This window comes from Paenibacillus sp. CAU 1782, from assembly GCF_054551715.1.
Map to the genome: position 1 here is coordinate 1,486,047 of NZ_JBTOLL010000001.1, position 21,398 is coordinate 1,507,444.

Below are 21,398 nucleotides of genomic sequence, written 5' to 3' on the forward strand. Positions count from 1 at the left end.
TCTTCACTCCTTTATCAGCTTGTATCCAAGCCCTCGTATCGTCAGCAAAAAATACGGCTTGCCGGGGTCATGCTCTATTTTTTCGCGGATTCTTCGGATATGGACCATTACTGTATTATCGTCCCCCATACCGTTCATTCCCCACACGGCTTCATAGAGCTGCGACTTGGTAAAAACAATGCCGGCATGTTTACATAAATGCAGCAGCAGAAAAAACTCCTGCGCAGGGCACGCAACAGTCCGCCCATCCACTATCAGCTCGCCGGCTGCTTCATCAAGCGTAAAACGAGAATAAGTATAAAACTTCTTGTTCTTGATCTCGCGGGTTTCAGTCTCCGTCGGTTGCTCATGCAATGGCAGCGGCATCCCGGACTGCAGCCTGCCCCCAGCTTCGCTCCTGCCCTCTTCCATTCGGCGCAGCCTGGCTTTTATACGGGCAATCACCTCAAGCGGGTTAAATGGCTTTGTTATGTAATCATCTCCCCCAACTGCAAATCCAGTCAACACATCAAGGTCTGAAACTCTCGCAGTCATGAAAATAATATGAGGCTCCCCATATTGACGCAGCCGATCGCATAGCTCAAAGCCGCTGCCATCGGGAAGCATGACGTCCAGCAGGACGATATCGGCTCCGTTCGCCTCGATCAACTCAATTGCCCCCGCGGCAGTCGCTGCCGAAAATACATTTTGAAATCCATCTCGAACAAGAAGAAGCTTCACCATTTCCGCAATGGCTTGCTCGTCTTCTACAATTAATATCCTTCGATGAAGCACGATTTCCACCACCGCTACCTTCATATATGTATCTCTCAACAGGGTAGCATATTTGCCTTAACAGGAGCTAAACGATTATTGAATAATTGTCGAATTATGGAATCGGGAACATGGCAAGTTGTTTATGTTACGTTTAGCGGCAGTTAAACACAGACAGCTAATATGGGGATATACGTTAAAACAGAAGGAGTCAAGCACCATGATAAATGAAAAAATGGCGGCAGGAACCGCCATAGCTGTCGACCGGCCGTTAGCGGGAAACACGCCAGAATCCCGCGGCCGGATAAGCCTTGTTGATGCCATACGAGGCTTCTGCCTGTTTGGCATTTTGCAGGCCAATATGCTTATTTTTCAATATGGCTTAACCGGAACGGAGTATCTGGCTTTATTTGAAACCACGGCATTGGATCAAAAGGTATATGACTGGCTGAACGTGCTGGTCGCGGGCAGTTTTATGCCGATCTTTATGTTTTTATACGGATACAGTCTAATAAAACTAAGGCACGGCTTGTTGGCAAAAGGCCGCAAACCATGGAGGTCTCTGATTCGCCGCTTTACCCTGCTGCTGATTATCGGCGGATTGCATTCCTATTTTCTTTGGGATGGAGACATCCTGTTTCTCTATGGTTTAATCAGCTTTGCCTTGCTTCTGTTTATTCGCTGCAAGCCACGCACGCTAGTCATCTGGGCCGCAAGCATGATGCTGATTCTGGGCGGACTTGGCCTGTCAGGAGACTTGTTTGGAGGCTCCGAAGACCAGATGTTAGGGGATAATCAAAAGCAGGAGGATTACGTAAAGCGATCCATACCGATGTACCAAACAGGGAGCTACAACGAAATCGTCCAATTCCGTGCTAAGGAAGATCCTCTGGGCTTAGATGATACCGTAATGGCGGCCGTAGCTATCCTCGCGCCTGTCATGCTGCTTCCGATGTTTCTGTTTGGCATGGCCGCAGCCGGCACTGAACTATTTAGACACCCGCAAAGGGAGCGGCGCAAGTACCTTCTGTGTGCCCTTGTTTTTGTTTCCATAGGCGGCGCCCTGAAATTTTTTTCGGTTTTCCATATCTTCGGTATTGAACTGGCAAGCGGTTCTCTGATTGGCGGGCCGCTGCTGGCAATCGGCTATTTGTTCTTGGCCGCACTGATTCTTTCCAGCCTTCAGCCCGCTTCCATTCTATTACGAGCTTTCCAGTCCGTAGGCAAGCTATCGATGAGTAATTATTTGATGCAAACCATTATTTGCACAACCTTGTTTTATGGCTACGGCTTTGGTTTATTCGGCAAGCTTGGCGTATTGCCCGGAATTTTTATTGGGCTGTTCATTTATGCACTGCTAGCAGTTGCTTCAGACTTATGGTTGCGCAAACTCCCTTTTGGCGGCCCTTTCGAAACGATTCTTCGGATAGGCGCCTATTGGTCCTTTAGCGGCAAAATAAAGCCAAATAGAAAGACCGAGGCGGTCCCTCAAAACACAGCGCATCCAGCAGGCTAACCATCCATACTCCCGATGCTTGCGTACGTGTAGTCCAACCCGTCGCTTATCATAAGCGCGTTAAGCTGGTATCCGTATTTGATGCCGCCGTCAATGCCGATCAGCTGTTTGCCGAACCAGGGATGAAACTCTTTGGTTTGGTGCAGCCTGGCGGTCACTTCATGACCAAACACAATTTTTTTGGAAAGCGGCAATATTCCGTCATAGGAATAAAACTCGTTCCTGATCCAGCGAAAATCCTTTGTAGACGTTTGCCGCCAATGCGGAAAACGCGGATTGATGCCGGCATGAACGAATATATGATGATCGTCCTCATGGAAATATTTTAAATTCCGCAGAAATTGTACTTCCGCCCCATGTTTTTGCTTGATGTAGGCCCGAGCCTTGGCATTATCCGACTCCACCTCATACCAGGGACAAAAGGAACGAATGGTTTGGAAGCCGCCATTACGGATGGTCGTATACGGTGAAAGCAAATAATCCTTATCGTCCAGCCAATTCAAAAACATATCGTCATGATTGCCGCCGATGGCCTTTACGCCGCTTAAGTTTACCAGCGACTTTACATGCTGGACAACCTTAAGCGACGAAGGTCCGCTGTCTACAAAGTCGCCAAGCAAAACAAGCCGATCCTGTATCGGATTATAGTGAATCCGATCAAGCAGCGTAATAAAAGTCTGATAGTAGCCATGAATATCTGAAATAACAATGGTTCTTCTCATGCTGCAAAATGACCCCCTGATCAGCTCCGCCAATTGCCTTCATCAAGGCAAACGCATAGTGATGCTTTGTTATCCACTATCATACCTAAAATCGATGGGATTACAAAGAGGATATTGATTGAATCCAACTGTCGTAACCCCAAAGAGCTATAGAATTAAAAACGTCCTGGTTTTATAATTACCGTCGTGTAGATGGCAGTTATATTCCAAGGAGGTTTCAATGAGTCCCACTTCCAGAAAAAGAAAAGCCTCACTGTATCAATCCATTTGGAGATGGCATTTTTATGCAGGCATTATCTTTGCCCCATTCCTCATCATTCTCGCATTCAGCGGTTCCGTCTATCTATTCAAACCGCAAATCGAAGATTACATGTACAAGGATATGTTGAACGTCCAGAAAATTGGCGCCTACATGATGACCACCGATGACATCATTGCAAAAACGGAGCAGGCCTACCCCGGCACTTCAATCATTGCCGTCGAATTTTCCAATCATCCCGAAAAAACCGTTAAGCTTACAGCTTCTCGCGACGGTAAAAACGTCTTGATGTATGCTGACCCGTATTCCGGAAATTTATTGGGCATTCTCGACAGCGACAAAACATTTTCTGCGTTTTTCAAAAAAATGCACAGTGAGCTGGTCATTGGAGGCACTTGGGCCAATCGTCTGGTCGAGCTGGCTGCGTGCTGGGGAATCATTCTGGTCATAACCGGGCTTTATCTCTGGCGGCCTCGCAACCGTTCCCAAATTTGGGGAACGATATTACCCCGAATGAGCAAGCCGGGCAGTCGGCAGTTTTGGCGAGATCTCCATGCCGTTCCCGCCTTCTGGCTCTCGTTGTTTATTGTCATCCTCATCGCAACCGGCTTGCCATGGTCAGGCGTTGTCGGCAAGCAGATTGACCGGCTTGCGAATTCCACAAACTCCAATTATCCTCCGTATGCGTTAAGTTTTATGGCAAAACCTGAATCGGTCACCGTTGCTAAGGATATTGCGCAGGATGTCCCATGGGCTTCCGAAAATCTTCCTGTTCCGGCATCTGCTGCTGGCGGCTACATCCAGCTTACGGTTGAGGCGATTAAAGAGATAGCGGACAAGCAAGCCATCGCCCCTCCCTATACGATCTCGCTCCCCCTGGGAGAACAAGGCGTATATACAATCGCAACCTCCCATTCACGACCGGGAGACAATGCCACGCTTCATGTGGACCAATACAGCGGAGCTGTGTTGACAGACGTCCGCTTTGCCGATTACGGTTTAATGGCGAAGGGAATCACAATGGGCATCGCGCTGCATGAAGGGCGGCTATTCGGACTGCCCAATCAAATTCTCGGCTTGATAACTGCGCTGGGGGTTATTCTTATGGCTGTCAGCTCCTGCTTTATGTGGCGCAAACGGAAACCCGACGGCAAGCTTGGAGCGCCTGCACGGGCCAAAGACAAAAAAACAACAATCAGCGTGCTCGTCATCATGCTTGTTTTTGGAGCTTTTATGCCGCTTGTAGGGTTGTCTATCATTGCCATCATTTTACTCGATTGGCTTGCCATTCGCCATATCAAGCCACTGAAAGACTGGTTCTCGATTTGACGAATGAAGGAGGAATGTTTATGTTAAAATCGCGCGGGTTATGTGCGGTTATCGCACTATCATTTGCAGCTTTGCTGCTTGGCGCATGTACAGCCCAAACGGGGACAATTGACGAAAAAGGGCTGCGTCCCCATTTAAACGTAGATTTGCAAATTCCGGAAAAGCTGGAGCTGCATAAAACGAGCCAATTTCGCGTTGAAGTCCTGCAAGGAGGGAAACCTGCCGCAGTGGATGAGGTTATTTTCGAGCTATGGCCTGAAGAACAAGTCGATCAGTTAATTTCGCTGAAGGGAAACAAAATAGACGATGGGATCTATGGGGTGGATTACGAGATTCTGGAAAATGGACTTTATAGGTTGAAAAGCCGGATCACTGCTGGAGAGCTGGAAGTATTTCCTGCCAAGCGTTTTGCGGTGGGAGAAAAAGCGGTGTTGGAGCTGGCAGCGATTGAGGATCAAGAAGCTCTGGACAACCAAGGTTCTAATCAATCTACTGGCGGACATCATCATCATTAATCAAATAGGGGCTGTCCGAAAAGTCAAGCGGAAGTAATCATTATTCAGCAGAGAGGACCGGAGGAGAAAGGGTGTCTTGAGGGCGAGTTTTTTTGTCCGCTTTTATCCACTAAAAATGGGATCGAAATAAAGCGGACAAAAATGTTTGAGCTTCCAAGACACCCTTTTCCGGAAGGGACCGATTTTGCTGAATAATTATTGTCCATAACAGACTTTTCGGACAGCCCCTCACATTTGAAACTATCATTCCTGCGTCAAGCCCCAGAACATGCTTCTACAAATTCCGCTTAGCAAATGTTCCTTGATAAATGCACTTTATCAAATTCTCCTTAGCAAATGCTCCTTGCATAAAGCTTTGCAGCATTACTGGCCGGCCTGTTGAGCCGGCGTTTCTGTTTTCTTCATAACCCTCACCACTATGATACCAACAAGCAGCGCCCAGACAGGTGTCGCAATTCCAAACAATTGGATATGAAGCGCGGCTACGGCAAAGGTCGCAATTGCCGGTATGCGCATATTGCGATCTGCAACGATCGTTCTTAGCCCGGCCAGAAACAGCCCCAACAACGAATAACCCGTCATCATCGCTACAAAATCGGTCGGCAAAACTTGAATATAATCGATAACCCTCCAAGACACGATGCCAAAAGCAATCACAAGCAAGCTGGATACGACAGCAGCCTTATATCTCTTAGCTTCAGGACCAACCTCCTCGCTGCTGCACAAAGCGCTCATTAAACCTCCTACATTTGCCGTGCTTCCGCCGAATAAGCCGGCAACTAAGCTCGCGATGCCAGATGCCGCCAATGTTTTGTTGACGGGCGGACGGAACCCGTTGCCTTTGAGTGAAGCCAATGCCACGGCCAAGTCGTTGCTCAATATTAATACACACATAGGGAATGCAATACCGATGAAGCCTTCCCATGTGAATTGCGGACTTACGATCATCGGTGGTATAAATGCCGCATGAGGAATGGCTGGAAATACATAATCCAGGCTCAGTCCAGCCAACCCAAGCAGCAAAGCCCATAAAACTGGCGGCAGCCTTTTCAGAAATCGGGCAACAACAAAATAGCCTGCTCCCGCAAAAATCCCGGCATAAGGCAGCTGAATAGAAGCAGGTAAAATACCAAAGACATAAGACAGAAGAAGTCCAGCCAATAAAGCGTCAATAAGCGATTTTGGCAGAAATACCAGCGCTTTTGAAAAAATCCCCGTCAATCCGCATACCAATATGATTCCACCTGACATAATGAAAGCTCCGGTAAGCTGCGAAAAGGAAAATCCGGCGGCAGCCGTGCTCAGAAACGCCGCTGCGGTAATGGAGTGCGCACCGGCAAACGGTATTTTGTAGATTAAGGTCAACAACAGATTCAATAATCCCCCGATGACATAAACGGATGTGAACCAGGTAACAAGTTCAGCCATGGATAACCCGGCAGTCCCAGCAGCTTGAACAATCATGATTGCTCCGCCCGTGCAAGCCAGCAAAGCAGACAAAAAACCGGTCATGATTATTTTTCCATTCCACATTTCTTTCATCTCCTGCATCTTTCTACAACCCCACAACCACAAACGATACTATAAAAGCAAACAAACCGCCAGACTTTGTGTCCGAATTTTCGACCGGACTACGCCATGAAGCATTCAAAAAACAAGCGGCGCTCCAATTGGGAGCGCCGCTCGTTTCATTCCTTTATTGACTTAGCTGCATCCCATCTTCTCGGTACTAAAAACGGAACTTTTTAAAGCTTAAATTTTTCAATTTGCATCCGAAGCTTTTCTGCCATGTTGGCAAGCTCAGCAGAAGAAGATGCAACCTCCTCCATCGAAGCCATTTGCTCCTGTGCGGCTGCCGAAACATTTTGTGATTCGGCAGCCGTTTCGCTGGCGGAATCGGCAATGAGGCGAATGGAGTCAACTAAGCTGCCAGTGCCTGATACAATTTCCTCTGCCGCCTCCGAAACGCTTTTAATACTGTCCGCGACCTGTTCTACGGATGAACGGATATGCGTAAACAGCTCGTTAGCCGCTTCGCCTGCTTGTTTGCCCTGAGCTGCTTGCTCAACTGTCTGTTCAGATGCGTGAAGCGTACGTTTGATCTCCAACTGTATGCTCCCAATAAAGCCGGCGATTTGCTCCGCAGATACCATCGACTGTCCGGCGAGCTTCCGTATTTCATCAGCCACAACAGTGAAGCCACGACCAGACTCGCCAGCGCGCGATGCTTCAATTGCCGCATTCAAGGAAAGAATATTGGTCTGGCGGGCGATGTTGCTAATAATGCCCACAACCTCGTCAATTTGGGCTGATAAGCCGCTGAGGTTTTGAATGGTGCCGGACAAGTCGCGAATGCCTAGCTCCATTTCGTCCATTTTGCCCCCAAGTTTATTCATAGCGGCGGAGCCCTCAGTAGCCAAGGTAGTGGTTTCAGCGGCGATGACAGAAACATTTGAACTATGTGCTGCGACTCCGTTGATTTGCACCGCAATATGCTCAGCCACGCCGCTGCCGTCTTGTACGCTGGACGTTTGCCGCTCCGAGCTTTCGGCAACAACCATAATGGCCTCCGAGATGCTCTGCGATGCGTTCGCCCCTTGATCAGCGCCTGCCGCAAGTTGCTTTGCAGATTCGGTTAATTGCTGGGATAAGCCTGAAACTCCCTTCATTAACTGATGCATTTGATCGCCTGCCGCGTTAAAAGAATGGAGAGCCTCGCTAACATCATTTTTGCCTTTGGCCGAAATCCGATAAGTCAAATCGCCTTGAGCCAGCAAATTAATCCCGTGCGTTAACTGACGGATAGGATGTACGATTCGGACAGCAATCACAATGCTCAGTATCAACGCTGCCACAACAATGATAAGCCCTACGCTTATTATCAGCCTGAGCAAATCATTAACCGGTTTTAAAAACTCGCTCTCATGCACGTAGGTCGCAACGATCCAATCCAGGTCCGTTTTGGTCATGTAGGAAAGCTGATCTACGCCATCTTCTTGAAATTGAATGGCCTTGTAATTCCTCTGCAATGCTTCAGCAAATGCCTCATCCAATGCAGCATTCCCTAAATCAGCCATTTTTTTGTTCATAATAAAAGACTCGTCCGGATAATAAATAAACGTTCCATCCGCGGACATCATAAGCGCTCTTCCCGTCTCGCCTTGCTCAAAGCGGGCAATGTTTTCGACGACCTCGCTAATGGGATAACCTGCCGAGTAAAAGCCAACAGGCTTTCCGTCCTTCATGATCGGAGCACCGACTGCAACCCCAAGCTGATTATCCACTTTAGAAATAAGCGGACTCGAGACGTAAGCGCGTCCTGCCTGTATTTCTTTCATATAAGGACGCTCAGACAAATCAAAAACCGTGCCGTTGGAATCTATTGCATGCTTGCCCGTCATATCAGGCGAATACAAAATGGTTGTAAATTCAGGATGAAGGCTTTGCGACCTCTCGATAAGTTCGATGTGCTTTTGTTTGTCATCGCCAAGCTCTGCTCCCTGCTCCGCGAGCATTTTAACAATGGTCTGCTCTTCTTTCATTCTGATATCGACTTCTTTTGCAAGCAGCCTCGTATGCAGCTCCATTTGCATCTCCGATTGACTTCTCACATCATCAGCTGTAGGAATGTAAAACGTAACCGAGAGAACCGAAACACAGACAATGATGTTGAGCAGAGTAGATAACACGATTCGTCCCGCTGTTTGACGAAGGGAAGTAAATGTTAGTAAAGCCCGAACAATGCGGTAATTTTTGAAAGCCATGAGCTATCCCCTTCATTAAAAAATATTTATTTCACAGTACTATATCGGTATAAGCGTATGTCTTTTTAACCAGTTCGATAATTATTCGACAAATTCTTGTTCACATTTTTGGTACAAAAGTCTTAAAAATAGATGAATACGACGACCGATACACCTTTAAAAACGGGATTGATGTGAGAATCACGCTGGACAAGCACGTTTTTGCTCTGTCGCGCAGCTATATGTTGCACGGAAGCAAAGGCCCTCGGCTCCGGATCGATCATGTATCGGACCTTGAATTTTATTTGATCCTGTAAAAAAGCGATGCCGATTCTCTACCACGTGCCCGGGAAGTTAAAACCTCCAAAGAGGACATGTCCGTTTTTCCTATGCCAGGCTTCGTGCCGGAATTTCCTGCGGTGCTTCACCAGCACGCGGGAGAAATGTATCATGCATGGAGGCATGGCAGCGAATTATCCCTCTTCAAAACAAAACCGTTTTCTATCATTTTATGCACGAAATTCTGCGTCAATTGGAAATATTGCCGGAGCTTAACCCGGATCATATCTTTATGACCGCCGGCACATTAACCCTAAAACTAAATCAGCGACAGTTTGGGACAACCTTTTGCCCCGAACTGCCGCTGTTTGGTTTCTTTAAAATAGTGAGCTATATCAGTTTACAAAAGTAATGTCCAGAATTTACACAGGGAAAATATATGGTCGGTAAGGTTATGAAGATAGAAGTAAAATATGGATTTTAAGGAAAAAGGAGTGCCAATGAAAACTGCCATTCGCCGTCCCTGGTTTTTGGCTCTTGTCTTTTTTACGCTTTCCCTAGGCCTTTATTACGCGATGCTGGTTATTAACGGTATTTTCTACCTGGGCATTATGGACTTAGGCTGGTTGATTTATTTGTGCATGCTTCCGTTTATGTTGGCGCTTGCGGTTATTCGGCGCATTAATTACGACGAGGAGTTTACCAAATTCAGAGTGATAGCTCTCATCGTGCTCCTTAGCCTGCCGCTTACCGGCACCACGATTACGTTGGCCAACTTACCGACATATACGGTTAACCAAGCGGTCTGCAAAATTGAAGAATCGTCCGCCTTCGAGAATGTCCGGTCCGAAAGAGTAGTTCTCCCGTTTCACCCCAAGGCTGATCCATTTATCACAAAAGGATATGTTTTCTACGCAACGCAAGATTCTGAAATGGTCGAGATTTTTTTTCATCCCAGTTCGGGTGAGTTTCATGTGATAGTGTTATGCCCGCAATGCTGGTAGCAGATTTATATCGGATTAAGTGGCGCAATGCCTTTATGTATAAATAAACGCCTCAACATCCTTCAACTTGTCCTCGTCTAATTGTCCCGCATTATCAAAATAAAGAATGGATGAGTCTGGAATGTTCCATTTCACGTCACGCCGAACAAGACCTTGGCTAAATTGCTCCCAGTTATCCAACTTCCACACATCCAGCACCGAACCTCTTTGCTGGATACGCTCCCGGTAAAGACGCTCATTCGACAAGCTGACGAAAATCGCCTTAACGTCTACCTCCCCCAAGGTAGCGCCGATTAACAAAAGCTCCTTATCCAGCCAATGGGCCTCTTCGATCTCCCTTGTAAAGGGTCCAATTACATAAACATCTGTTCCAAGCTCTATATTTTCCAAAGCGGCATCCATTGTAATTCGGTAACCAACATCACGGCAATGCAACTTGTACATGGAGGAGTCGCGGTCGTTTGGATCTAGCCCCATAGAAGTCATAATGACTTCGGCTGCCGGCCTAGCAAACGTATCCATATCGAATAATGCGGCATGACTACGTCTCGCAAGCGCCTTAGCAAGTGTCGTTTTACCCGCTCCTGCGGCTCCGAGGAAAAAAACAAGCTTACACATGATTATCATCGACCTCATTCTGCAAAAATGAAACACATGTCTACTTTCAAATTGAAATTCGTCCATCCTTAACCTAGTAGGCCATTTTGCAATAAACCAGATGATCCGTCCACTCGTCATTTTCATAAATAAAGCCCTTGCGAACACATTCCAATTCCATGCCGGCGCTTTGAGCCAAACTCTCTGAAGGTGCATTATCCAGATTGATATGCGCCTCTATGCGGTGATAATTCAACCCCGTAAATGCAAGCTGAAGAGCCCCTTCTACGGCTTCTTTGCCGTATCCGTTTCTCCAATGCTGATTATGAATGGTATACCCGATTCGCCCCCATTGGAACTCGTCTCTCGCCAAGGTTGAAAAATCAATCGTTCCAAGAAGCGTGCCCACTTCTTTCCGGAACACGCCAAAGATGTAAGCCGAGTCCTGTAGCGCCAGCTTCTGATGCCGTTCGACAAGCTGCCGAAACCACTCCTCCGTACATTCGCTCATATCTAATTTCCCTTTATCGTGGCGATATTGGGATGGCAAGCGATTTTCAAATTCGGTTAGCCAGTTTATATAGTCGGCATTGGTTAACGGTCTGATGATTAACCGCTTGGTCTCCGCTGTCAGCTCAAATTTATTTTCATTCAACTTCAATGTCATAGATCCGCAGCCTTCTTCCTATTTTACACTTTGAAAAAGATTCCTTCTGCACCGCACTCAATGTTCAGCCTGTTATCCCTTATAATCCATTCATCGCTTTTTTCAACAAAAAAATGATAACTGCCGATCGTTTTAATGACTGCGGGATCAATTGGTTCCGCACTAACGTTAATGCCGACTGAAAACGCATCGGCCCCGCCTCCCGAATATTTTGCATAAATCCGGACATATTGGCCGTCTTTTAAACCCCATTCCTGCTGGAAACTGCGGATTGCTTCATCGGATACATGAAATGTCATTTTGATCTTCTCCCTTATACTTACGATCAAACGATGTTTTTTCTATACGCCAACCATTTTCATATTGCTGCTATGACCAGGAGACAGTTTGGCATTGGGATCAATATAAACCTTGGCATTGTTGACCGCTGTTGGCGCCTCGCCAAATCCGACGGCTATCAGTTTTAATTTACCGGGATAAGTGGTTATATCGCCCGCGGCAAAAATACCCGGGATATTGGTCGACATTGTCGTATCCACAACTATCGAACCTTGCTGTATTTCCAGTCCCCATTCCGCGACCGGTCCTAAAGAAGAAACAAAACCATAGTTGACAATTAAGGCATCGCACGGGATCTGCCGTTCTTCACCGCTTTTATTCCCCCGGATCGTTAGCGTTTCAACACCATTGTCGCCGCTAATCGCCGTAACATCACATGACGTTACCACATTCACAGTAGACTTCATGAGTTGGTCCACACTATGTTCGTGAGCCCTGAATTTGTCTCGACGATGAATAAGGGTCACCGATTTTGCGATCCCCTCCAGCATAAGCGACCAGTCGACTGCAGAATCGCCGCCCCCCAGCACAACAACATCCTTTTCTTTAAAGCCCATTAATTCCCCGATAAAATAATGAATGCCTCTTCCCGCATAGGAGGCCGCTTCAGGCAAATCCAGCTTTCTTGGTTCAAACGCGCCAACCCCGCCCGCAATGATGACCGCTCGTCCGAGATAAACGCCTTTATCCGTAATAATTCGGAAAAGCCGTTCTTCCTCCTTGATGACCTCAATCACTTTTTCTTCCAATCGGACGCCTATCGGGAATGCTTTCATTTGTTGCTCCAGCCGTTCGACAAGCTCTTTAGCTGTTACTTTTGGGAAACCGGCTACGTCATAAATGTACTTCTCTGGATATAAAGCCGCCAGTTGCCCGCCTAACTGGGGCATGCTGTCAATGATCATGGAGCTAGCTTGGCGCATGCCGGCATAAAATCCGGCAAACATACCGGCCGGTCCTCCCCCGATGATGATCATATCTACGATTTCATTTGACTGTGATGTATTCATTCCCATGCTCCTTAGCACTTTTTCGCATTTCCACGATAGGTCGCTGTCCGAAAGCTTGCGCCGCAGCCGCAGCTTGCCTTTACGTTGGGGTTTTCCATCGTGAAGCCCCCTGTCATTCCTTGAGCCTTATAATGTATTTCCAGCCCCTCAAGAAACGCCATGCTTCTGGCATCCACCATCAGCCTGAACCCTTGCTTCTCAAAAACCAAATCGTCTTCACTTTGAGCATCATCAAACTTCAAGTCGTAGGATAAACCGCTGCAGCCTCCATCAACAACGCCTACGCGAAGAAACAAGGCGTCATTTTGATGGCCTTCAAGCATTTCTTTAATTTGGGCAGATGCAAAATCACTGATCTCTATCATATCGCTACCTCATCTCTATTTTATGAAGTCATATAGTATACATATTAGTTTATAATGTATGCTTTTAATATAGACTCAACTCATTCCAGAAGTCAATAAGTGCGTAGAAAATTAAAATATCGGCTATATGTTAGACAAAAAACCCTTCTCATAGAGAAGGGCTTTTGCAAAATTTATTTTTTGGGGCGTATCCGATAAACGCATTTTTTACCCTGTGATGCCAAACACTCTGTTCGCTCAACTTGTGCATCCAGCACCGATTCAAATAACCGCAGTTCACAGGTGCACGCATGTTTGTAGTTGCTGGCAACCTGGTAAATCGGGCAGTTGTATTCCGTCAGCTCGAAGACGCCGTCGCTTTCTTTTTCCCATGTCGCCATATATCCATTGCTGGTTTGAACATCGGCCAATGCTGCGACCTTTTGCTCCAAATCTTTGCCCTCCATTTGCTGTTGAAGGCGTTTATGCAGCGATTTTTGCCTCAGGTCAAACAAATGATTGACTACCTCAACTCCCGATTCGCCTTCAAGCTCGGACAAAAGCTCCAAAGCAACCGTATGGTACTTTTTCGGAAAAAAATCTTCCGCGTTTTCGGTCAGCCGATAAACGGCCATAGGTCGTCCCATAGGCTGCCTTACCGTTGTATATTGAATTAATTCTTCATTTTCAAGAACAGAAAGATGTCTGCGGACAGCCATTCCCGTAATGCCCAAATGATCGGTTATGGCCTTTGCGCTCATTTCCCCATTTGTTTTAAGCATTTGCATCATTCGTTCGCGCGTAGACATATCAAAGCTATCTCTCAATATAAGCTCACCTCCGGTCAAGACACCGTATGAAACATACTCCAAAGGATTGTTCAATCATACAAGTTATGATGTCCTGATCTAGGTAGTATAGTATAGTTTGCCGACTTTGCATAGATATTAAATATATTATACATTTATGTTGTCTAAGTAGCCGATTTGGTCTAGAATTCAAAGTGTAAACAACAATAACCAAACTTTGGAGGTAATCATATGACTCATAAATTGCCGGATCTGCCTTATTCCCATGATGCTTTGGAGCCGCATATCGACAAGGAAACAATGACAATCCACCATGGAAGACATCATAATACTTACATCACAAATCTGAACGCCGCGCTTGAAAAATATCCCCATCTTTACGACACGCCGGTCGAGCAGTTGATCAGCGATCTGGGAAGCCTGCCGGAGGACATTCAAACAGCAGTCAGAAATAACGGCGGCGGCCATGCCAACCATGCGCTTTTCTGGAAACAGCTTAGCCCTCAAGGCGGAGGCGAACCGGTTGGCGCCCTGAAGGAAGCAATCGCCAAAGAACTGGATGGCTTCGCTAATTTCAAGGAACAGTTTGCAAAAGCGGCCGCGACCCGTTTCGGCAGCGGTTGGGCATGGCTGGCGCTGGACCTGCAAGGCAAGCTGAACGTATTGAGCACGCCGAATCAGGATAGCCCGCTAATGGAAGGCAAAACGCCGATCCTCGGACTGGATGTCTGGGAGCATGCTTATTACTTGAACTACCAGAACAAACGCCCCGACTACATCGCCGCCTTCTGGAACATTGTGGACTGGAACGTTGCGAACGAGCGTTACCTGGCAGCAAAAAAGGGCTAACAAGGCTATCTACCGTTTCATAGACTCCATGTATAGCTCCTAATGATTTGAACATTGGAGCCAATTATTTTCATATAATTATAGAAACTAAAAAAACGGTCCATGTCTGATTTCCAGAAGACAAGGACCGTTTTCCGTTAAGTCTCATGACATGTAGATTCATTACAGGTAGTTTCATTAATTTTGGTTTATGACATTTGGTTCATCCCTATTACTTACTCTTCAAAACCAACTCTTGCACGGCAACCGCATGAATGCTGCCCAATTCCGCGATTAGTTCCTTTGCATTTTCGCTCCAGCCCGCCATCGTTGTATGACTGTTGACGCTGCTCCCTTTGCGGATGGGCGAAATATACAGATACATTCCCTTCTCTGCTACTTGATCGCGAACAGAACTTAATCCAATCTCCCACATGTTGCCGTTGCTGAAATTATCGTGGATCAGCTCCCCGTCGATAAATGCGTATCCGACATCGCCGCTGTACTGAATATTCAGCAATACCTCTTTGGCTCCTTGAAAGGCATCTGACGGAACGGTCAAAACCGCCTTATCGTCTTTTATTCTTTCGATTCCTAATTGGATATTTTTGCTCGGCAAGCGGAACCGGTAAACCGTGTACAGCCCCTCCTGCTTGCGTTCAATCAGTTCTCCTCCTGCAATGGTTTCCAGCCGGTCAAAATCCGGGAACACCTTTAACGTCACTTCTTCCTTGCCCGTTATCTCCACTTTAATCTTTTCGCCGTTAATCAACAAGTTCCCGTCGGTCAGCACAACTCGCTCTGCTCCGCCAATCGATTCCTTCCAGAAGCGGACGCTTTCTTCGTCGGTTAACGTAACGACATGCACGGATTTTCCAGTTGCAGAATGTACCGTAAACATTGAGCTTTCGCCAACTGCCGGAGTAACAACCGTCAAGCTTTCAATATCGGCAGTTAACGCTTTCTCGGATTTTATGGCCTCAAACGTACCCTTGCAGAAGACGTATTCCGTCGGCATTCCTTTTGGCGCAGCGAAAAAATAATAGCTTTCTCCCCCATGCTCCAACCGAGTAACGAGCTGCGCCATGGCGCTTTGAAGCTTAACGCCATCCATGTCAAAGCGATACGGAAGCATGCAATAACCATCCTTACCCAATCGGAGCGGACCTTCGAACGGGAATGAAATGTCTCCATCATTCGTTTCAACGGTTACTCCGCCCTCCACCTCCAGTTCGCGAGTATCGGCATGATCCTGATAATTATTAAGGAACAACAGGCCCGCCCCCCGGGATGCTCTTACGGCATAACGCAGCGTCTCTGTATCTGTCGGTTCCATGGCAGAGGTGTCTCCCGGCAAAATCGTTTTGGTGCGGCTTAACCAATCTTCAAACGTCCGGAAAAAATAATGCTGGAGCCGCGTCCGGTGATAGGACTCCCGCGTTTGTCCGAATTCTCCGATGCACGCGTTAAAATCATAGGAGATTTTGGGCGTCGCCAGGTCGTTCAGGAATAAATCCCGCTTGCCGTTTGGGTTTGAGCCGCCATGGTACATGTAATAACCAATCAGATTGCAGCCTTCCGCAACCTTCATCAGAGTCATTGCCGGAACACTGTTATAAGGAAAATCGAAGCGGTATTTGTAGAACGGCGTCATGCCTCCCCCCATCTCGCAGCATGCGTAAGGATAATCCTCAGGTGTATAACGCGGTTCAAAGTTATAGCTGGAAGGAATGTCGTTATTATGTTTGTCCCTGAAAATGTATTCCGGCGTTGCGGGATGTTCCCCAATTCCGGCAAAACGATCAACCTCATAATAAATCCATGGCCAATGTGAATACCCGCCCCACAGAGTGAGCATTTCCTCTTCCGGCGTATTGGCTCCGCCCCAGCCCGTGCATGTATAAATAGGTGTATCAAGCCCGGCCTGTATCGCCATCTCTTTGAGCTTTAGCATGTGGGCGTTGCCGTCCAGCCCTTGCGTCATCCACTCGTTGCTGATGCCTGTCGTCATAGCCCACTGCGCCGCCGAATGGCCATGCTCGTTCTCGATTTGAGTGCCGATAACCGGGCCGCCCTGCTTGTACAGGAGTCCCTGCACCTGCTTGTTGATTTGCTCATAAAACGCCCGTACATAAACCAGGTAAGCTTCGTCGTTGGAACGGACGTCAAACGGCCGTCCGTACAACCAATCCGGCAATCCGCCATTGCGCATTTCCCCATGTCCAAACGGCCCGATCCGGATAATGACTTCAAGACCCAGCTTACCGCACAGCTCAATAAAGCGGCGCAAATCCCGTCTGCCCTCCCAGTCAAAAATGCCTTGTATCTCTTCATGAACGTTCCAAAAAATATAGGTGCACACGATCGTGATGCCGCCCATTTTTATTTTGGTCAGCTCATCCTCCCATTGATCCTCATTATATCTGCAGTAGTGGAATTCGCCGCAAATTCCAAAATGAGGGCTGCCGTTTCTCTCCATATAATAATTCGTAAAGCTGATGACGTCTCCATTTGGATTGGCGCCCGTCAAATACCCCGGCTTTGGTACGATGCGTTTTATATCGTCTTTTGCATCAATCCTGTGTTGTCCCATTGCAATTCTCCTTCCAAAATTCATATAAACTACCGAAAAAGGATAAAGCGCCTGCGGCACACCTGACGGCAATCAGGGTACCACTGGCGCTTATTTGTCAGGCGTATGTGGCAGGTTTAGCTTTTGCTGTCGAGGAAGGCTTTAGCTTGCGCTTCGACTTCCGTTTTCACTTTGTCGATGCCTGCTGCTTTCAGCTTATCGTTCAATGTAACAAAGGCTGCGTCAACATCCTTAACCGCGCCGATTGCAATCGGCAGGAAATATTGGGACGAGACGTTTTTCAGGTTGGCAATTTCCGACTTTACATTCTCCGAGTTAAAGGAGAAGCCCAGATACGTCGGCGGGCTCAAATAATCTTTGATTTTGCCGTTTAATTCAATGTAGGAATCCGTCCATGCCGCGTTTGGCTTGAAGAAATCCTTGTTGACGAACCAGAAGCCTGCCGCATCCGGCGGATACGTGTTTGTTTCCGCTGTTACGCCTTCCGGCAGGGTAATTTTGTCGTCTGCGGTAATAGCGTAGTTTTTGCCTTCGATGCCATAATACGTCAAGTACACATAAGCTTCGTCCTGCATGATCAGATCAAGCGCCTGCAGCGCTCTTTCAGGATTATCCGAATTAGTGGCGATGGCTACGCCATTGTTCAGCCAGCTGCTGGAAGGCGCTTTGCCCGTTGGAGACAATACCGGCATCACATAAGTTTCGATACCTTTGTCCTGGCAAGAAGCCAGCGTTGCCTGGATATCAATGGAGTTGCCAAACGCTACAGCGGATTTGCTTTCGCAGAAGCTGTCTTTGGAACGAACCTTGTTGGAATACGGATTCTTGTTGATGTAGCCGGCGTCATACCATTTCTTCATCGTGTCCGCCGCATATTTGAAAGCGCCTTGAACCGGCTCGTCCGTCAAGCCCAGCACCGCTCCTGCGGGATCTTCGTTGTCCGTGAAAATGCCGACGGAGGAAGGATCGCCCGAGTCCATCGGAGCGCCCGGATAAGCAAATTTTTCGGATACCAGCGCGCCAAACGGCGTCGGCAAATCATATTGCGAATCCAGGTTCATCGGAATCATGTCGGGGAAGTCTTGTTTGGCCGTTGCGAAATAAGCGTCAAGCTCAGAGATTTGGGTAGGATTGCTCAATCCCGCTTTGTCCAAAATATCTTTGCGCAATACGATTACATTGACCTTGCGGTCCGGCGTTGTTGTTGGAATCATGAATTGCTTGCCGTTAACTTGAGCGGCAGCGTATGCTGCAGGATCCTGCTTTTCGTAATATTTCGGCATGTTCGTTTTGATCATGTCTTCATTCAGTTCCAGGAATGAACCTTTGTTGGACTCCGACACATAGAAGTTCCAATCTGCGGTGAACACAAAGTCTACGTCTTCGCCGGAAGCGAGAATCAACGGATATTTGGAGGCTACGTCGCCCCATCCGATATAGTTGAGTTCCAGCGTAGCGTTAATGTCCTTTTTGAGCTTTTCATTCAAAGCGGTTATGACATCGGGCATGCCCTTAGGCGCTTCGCCCAGCAAATAGCCAACAAGCTTAACTTCCTTGGAATTGTCCGGACCAGACGCACCTTCGCCGTTCGCGTTTGATGGAGCGTTTGTAGCCGGATTGTTGCCATTGTTCGAACCGCCGTTGCCGCTGCATGCGGCAAGCACCATGGCGAATATCAAAACCAATAAAAGTGAATAACTTCCCTTTTTCAAACCTTTCATCCAACTGCCTCCCTTTTTTTGTGTAGACGATTTTTTTATATATAAACCCCGGAATGAACCGGAACCTATATCGCATTGAAGCCGGCTTAACCTTTAACCGCGCCGATTGTAATGCCGCTGACGAAATATTTTTGCACGAATGGGAAAATCGCAACGATCGGACCTGTGGCAATGACGGTCATCGCCAGCTTAAACGTCTCCTTCGGCGTATCCATGCTGGAAACGTGCTGCGCCATCGCCGCGGACAAATTGATGGCCGACAACATTTTGTAGAGCAGGTATTGAAGCGGAATGAGATGGTCCTTGTTCGTGAACATCATCGCGGTCCACCAATCATTCCAGTAAGCCAGCGCGGTGAAAACACCGATGGAAGCCAGCGCTGGTTTGGTCAACGGCAGCACCATCTGCAGGAAAATCCGCAAATCGCCTGCCCCGTCTATTTTGGCCGATTCAATAAGCGGCTCCGGGACAGATCCCCGAATAAAGCTTCGCAGAATCAGGATGTACATCACGTTAAACATCGGCGCCAATATGAGCACAAGGTACGTATTGGACAACCCCAGATTGCGGCTTACCCAGATGTAATACGGCGCCAGGCCGCCGCTGAACAGCGTTGTGAAGAACAGGAAAAACGATAACGCGTTGCGGTATTTAAGCTCCTTGCGGCACAGCACGTATGCGGCCATCGTGGAGATGAAGAGCGAGATAATCGTACCTACCACCGTAACGATGATAGAAACCTTGTAGCCGGACAATACATCCTCCGGATAGCGGAAAATGTAAAGAAACGCTTCCAGCGAAATATCGCGGGGATAAAACCAGTAACCATCCTTCAACACCGAGCTTTCCGAGGAAAAAGCCCCCGCGATCAGCACGATAAAAGGCAGCACGCAGACTAGCGAAATAACGATGACGATCAGATATGAGATAGCCGTATACATCGGCGAAGAATTCAACTTTTTATTGGCTGTTTGGCCGCTCAAAACAATCACCTGCTCCTATGATTTTTCTAAAACAACGCTTGGTCTCTGTCGTAGCGGCGAACCAGCCAGTTGGCCGTCAAAATAATGATCAGCGTCAGCACGGACTGGTAGAAACCAACCGAAGATGCCATGCCGAAATCCGCCGTTCCCATAAGGGATCGGAACGCCAGCGTATCGATAATATCCGTTGCATCCATAAGCAAGCCGTTGTTGCCGATCAGCTGGTAGAACATGTCGAACTCCCCGCGCATGATTCTTCCAAGACCCAGCAGCAGCAAAATAATCATGGTTGGTTTAAGCAGCGGCAATGTTATTTTTGTAATCTTCTGAAATCGGGTGGCACCGTCAATGGTTGCAGCCTCATAAATTTCCTGGTCGATGCCAACGATGGCGGCCAGGTAGAGAACGCTGCCGTATCCGACCCACTTCCATACGTACAGGAAGGGTAGAATGAGATACCAATACCATGCCGTCGAATAAATATCGAGCGCTTGCATCTGGAAAAATCCAAGGATCCGGTTAATGATGCCGTATTCATAATTAAGGAAGTTGTAGACAAATGCCGATACGGTAACCCAGGAAATGAAATACGGCAGAAACATTAAGGTCTGGGACAGCTTCTTGAACCACTTTTTCTGAATTTCCGAGATCACTATAGCGGCTACAATCGAAAAGACGGTATAACACGTTAAGAAAATAACGTTGTATACGATCGTATTGCGAGTAACGAGCCATGCTTTTCCTGACTGAAAAAAGTAGCTGAAATTATCAAATCCAACCCACGGGCTTGCGAATATGCCTCCCTTGACCGTATAGGATTGGAACGCCATTACAATTCCCGCCATGGGGATATAAGCAAAAATAATGAAATAAATAGCGATTGGGGCGAACATCAGATACAATACCCAGTTGCTCCTCATGTCGCTGAAAAGATTGCCCCTTTTCCCGATTCTCAAACGTTTTTCCTTTGCTGCGGCTTTTGCTCCGATGACCGCCTGTGCTTTTGCGCTAATTGTAATCACCTTCCGTCTCGTTTCTCTTCTGTCTCTCTCCTCTTTAATTGTAGCGATGAGCCGATAGACGGAGTACGGAGCAAACCTACGTTTACCTTTGAAAACTTATGATCGGAAGTAAATCGGCGCGCGGATTGTGAGATGCAACGGAGCGTGCGCAACGCGCAGCGGGGAGTTGGTGGCGCTGGCGGCGGGGAATGCGACAACGAGCGTAAGACCAATTTGGCAGTTCGGGCGGCGGGGAATGCGACAACGAGTGTAAGACCAATTTGGCGGTACGGGCGGCGGGGAATGCGACTACAAGCGTAAGACCAATTTGGCAGTTCGGGCGGCGGGGAATGCGACAACGAGCGTAAGACCAATTTGGCAGTACG

The 21,398-nt window shown here is 47.5% G+C and carries 20 protein-coding genes; 6 read left to right on the top strand and 14 right to left on the bottom strand.

The features are described 5' to 3' along the window. Positions 1-3: 3 nt before the first annotated feature. Positions 4-798 carry a response regulator transcription factor gene (locus ACX93W_RS07265; protein WP_459391622.1) on the bottom strand — a complete coding sequence of 265 codons (795 nt, stop codon included), beginning with the start codon at positions 796-798 and terminating at the stop codon, positions 4-6. A gap of 175 nt (positions 799-973) precedes the next feature. Here ACX93W_RS07265 and ACX93W_RS07270 point away from each other — a divergent pair, with 175 nt between their 5' ends. Beyond that, on the top strand, positions 974-2,269 hold the full coding sequence (locus ACX93W_RS07270) for a DUF418 domain-containing protein (RefSeq protein ID WP_459391623.1): 1,296 nt from the start codon (positions 974-976) through the stop codon (positions 2,267-2,269). Here the strand turns inward: ACX93W_RS07270 and ACX93W_RS07275 are convergent. Then, a complete protein-coding gene (locus ACX93W_RS07275) occupies positions 2,266-2,991 on the bottom strand; it encodes a metallophosphoesterase (RefSeq protein WP_459391624.1) in 726 nt (241 codons plus the stop codon). The genes ACX93W_RS07270 and ACX93W_RS07275 overlap by 4 nt on opposite strands. Positions 2,992-3,211: 220 nt before the next feature. On the opposite strand from ACX93W_RS07275, the gene ACX93W_RS07280 reads away from it, so the two are divergent. Together ACX93W_RS07280 and ACX93W_RS07285 are read left to right on the top strand one after the other, a co-directional pair. Next, positions 3,212-4,579: a PepSY-associated TM helix domain-containing protein gene (locus ACX93W_RS07280; protein WP_459391625.1), complete on the top strand. Its 1,368-nt coding sequence runs from the start codon at positions 3,212-3,214 to the stop codon at positions 4,577-4,579. Positions 4,580-4,599: 20 nt separating this feature from the next. Further along, on the top strand, positions 4,600-5,094 hold the full coding sequence (locus ACX93W_RS07285; RefSeq protein WP_459391626.1) for a hypothetical protein: 495 nt from the start codon (positions 4,600-4,602) through the stop codon (positions 5,092-5,094). A 363-nt stretch (positions 5,095-5,457) separates the two neighbouring features. Here the strand turns inward: ACX93W_RS07285 and ACX93W_RS07290 are convergent, their stop codons facing one another. Together ACX93W_RS07290 and ACX93W_RS07295 are read right to left on the bottom strand one after the other, a co-directional pair. After that, the gene (locus ACX93W_RS07290; protein ID WP_459391627.1) at positions 5,458-6,627 is read right to left on the bottom strand and encodes a benzoate/H(+) symporter BenE family transporter; all 1,170 of its coding nucleotides are present in this window, start codon (positions 6,625-6,627) and stop codon (positions 5,458-5,460) included. Between the two features lie 212 nt (positions 6,628-6,839). Next, positions 6,840-8,681 carry a methyl-accepting chemotaxis protein gene (locus ACX93W_RS07295; protein ID WP_459391628.1) on the bottom strand — a complete coding sequence of 614 codons (1,842 nt, stop codon included), beginning with the start codon at positions 8,679-8,681 and terminating at the stop codon, positions 6,840-6,842. 610 nt (positions 8,682-9,291) lie between these two features. Between ACX93W_RS07295 and ACX93W_RS07300 the strand changes: the two genes are divergently transcribed. Further along, complete coding sequence (locus ACX93W_RS07300) at positions 9,292-9,528, top strand: hypothetical protein (protein WP_459391629.1); 237 nt, start codon at positions 9,292-9,294, stop codon at positions 9,526-9,528. A gap of 88 nt (positions 9,529-9,616) precedes the next feature. Beyond that, positions 9,617-10,120, top strand: coding sequence for a hypothetical protein (locus ACX93W_RS07305; protein ID WP_459391630.1), 504 nt, complete (start codon positions 9,617-9,619; stop codon positions 10,118-10,120). 33 nt (positions 10,121-10,153) lie between these two features. Here ACX93W_RS07305 and ACX93W_RS07310 read toward each other — a convergent pair whose 3' ends face one another. The 6 genes from ACX93W_RS07310 to ACX93W_RS07335 all read right to left on the bottom strand — a co-directional run bounded on the left by ACX93W_RS07310 (position 10,154) and on the right by ACX93W_RS07335 (position 13,904). Continuing rightward, positions 10,154-10,738 (bottom strand): AAA family ATPase, encoded by a 585-nt coding sequence (locus ACX93W_RS07310; protein ID WP_459391631.1) that lies wholly within the window; start codon positions 10,736-10,738, stop codon positions 10,154-10,156. A gap of 73 nt (positions 10,739-10,811) precedes the next feature. After that, a complete protein-coding gene (locus ACX93W_RS07315; protein ID WP_459391632.1) occupies positions 10,812-11,384 on the bottom strand; it encodes a GNAT family N-acetyltransferase in 573 nt (190 codons plus the stop codon). Positions 11,385-11,407: 23 nt separating this feature from the next. After that, positions 11,408-11,683 carry a hypothetical protein gene (locus tag ACX93W_RS07320; protein ID WP_459391633.1) on the bottom strand — a complete coding sequence of 92 codons (276 nt, stop codon included), beginning with the start codon at positions 11,681-11,683 and terminating at the stop codon, positions 11,408-11,410. A gap of 42 nt (positions 11,684-11,725) precedes the next feature. Continuing rightward, complete coding sequence (locus tag ACX93W_RS07325) at positions 11,726-12,739, bottom strand: NAD(P)/FAD-dependent oxidoreductase (RefSeq protein ID WP_459391634.1); 1,014 nt, start codon at positions 12,737-12,739, stop codon at positions 11,726-11,728. 5 nt (positions 12,740-12,744) lie between these two features. Then, positions 12,745-13,098: a HesB/IscA family protein gene (locus tag ACX93W_RS07330; protein WP_459391635.1), complete on the bottom strand. Its 354-nt coding sequence runs from the start codon at positions 13,096-13,098 to the stop codon at positions 12,745-12,747. Between the two features lie 173 nt (positions 13,099-13,271). Continuing rightward, the gene (locus ACX93W_RS07335; protein ID WP_459391636.1) at positions 13,272-13,904 is read right to left on the bottom strand and encodes a helix-turn-helix transcriptional regulator; all 633 of its coding nucleotides are present in this window, start codon (positions 13,902-13,904) and stop codon (positions 13,272-13,274) included. Positions 13,905-14,117: 213 nt separating this feature from the next. Here ACX93W_RS07335 and ACX93W_RS07340 point away from each other — a divergent pair, with 213 nt between their 5' ends. After that, positions 14,118-14,735, top strand: coding sequence for a superoxide dismutase (locus tag ACX93W_RS07340; RefSeq protein WP_459391637.1), 618 nt, complete (start codon positions 14,118-14,120; stop codon positions 14,733-14,735). Between the two features lie 211 nt (positions 14,736-14,946). Here ACX93W_RS07340 and ACX93W_RS07345 read toward each other — a convergent pair whose 3' ends face one another. The 4 genes from ACX93W_RS07345 to ACX93W_RS07360 all read right to left on the bottom strand — a co-directional run bounded on the left by ACX93W_RS07345 (position 14,947) and on the right by ACX93W_RS07360 (position 20,931). Beyond that, positions 14,947-17,307, bottom strand: coding sequence for a beta-galactosidase (locus tag ACX93W_RS07345; RefSeq protein ID WP_459391638.1), 2,361 nt, complete (start codon positions 17,305-17,307; stop codon positions 14,947-14,949). Positions 17,308-17,423: 116 nt separating this feature from the next. Further along, positions 17,424-19,028 (bottom strand): extracellular solute-binding protein, encoded by a 1,605-nt coding sequence (locus ACX93W_RS07350; protein WP_459391639.1) that lies wholly within the window; start codon positions 19,026-19,028, stop codon positions 17,424-17,426. An 86-nt stretch (positions 19,029-19,114) separates the two neighbouring features. Further along, positions 19,115-20,011, bottom strand: coding sequence for a carbohydrate ABC transporter permease (locus ACX93W_RS07355; RefSeq protein ID WP_459391640.1), 897 nt, complete (start codon positions 20,009-20,011; stop codon positions 19,115-19,117). Between the two features lie 26 nt (positions 20,012-20,037). Beyond that, the gene (locus ACX93W_RS07360; RefSeq protein ID WP_459392030.1) at positions 20,038-20,931 is read right to left on the bottom strand and encodes an ABC transporter permease; all 894 of its coding nucleotides are present in this window, start codon (positions 20,929-20,931) and stop codon (positions 20,038-20,040) included. Positions 20,932-21,398 lie beyond the last annotated feature (467 nt).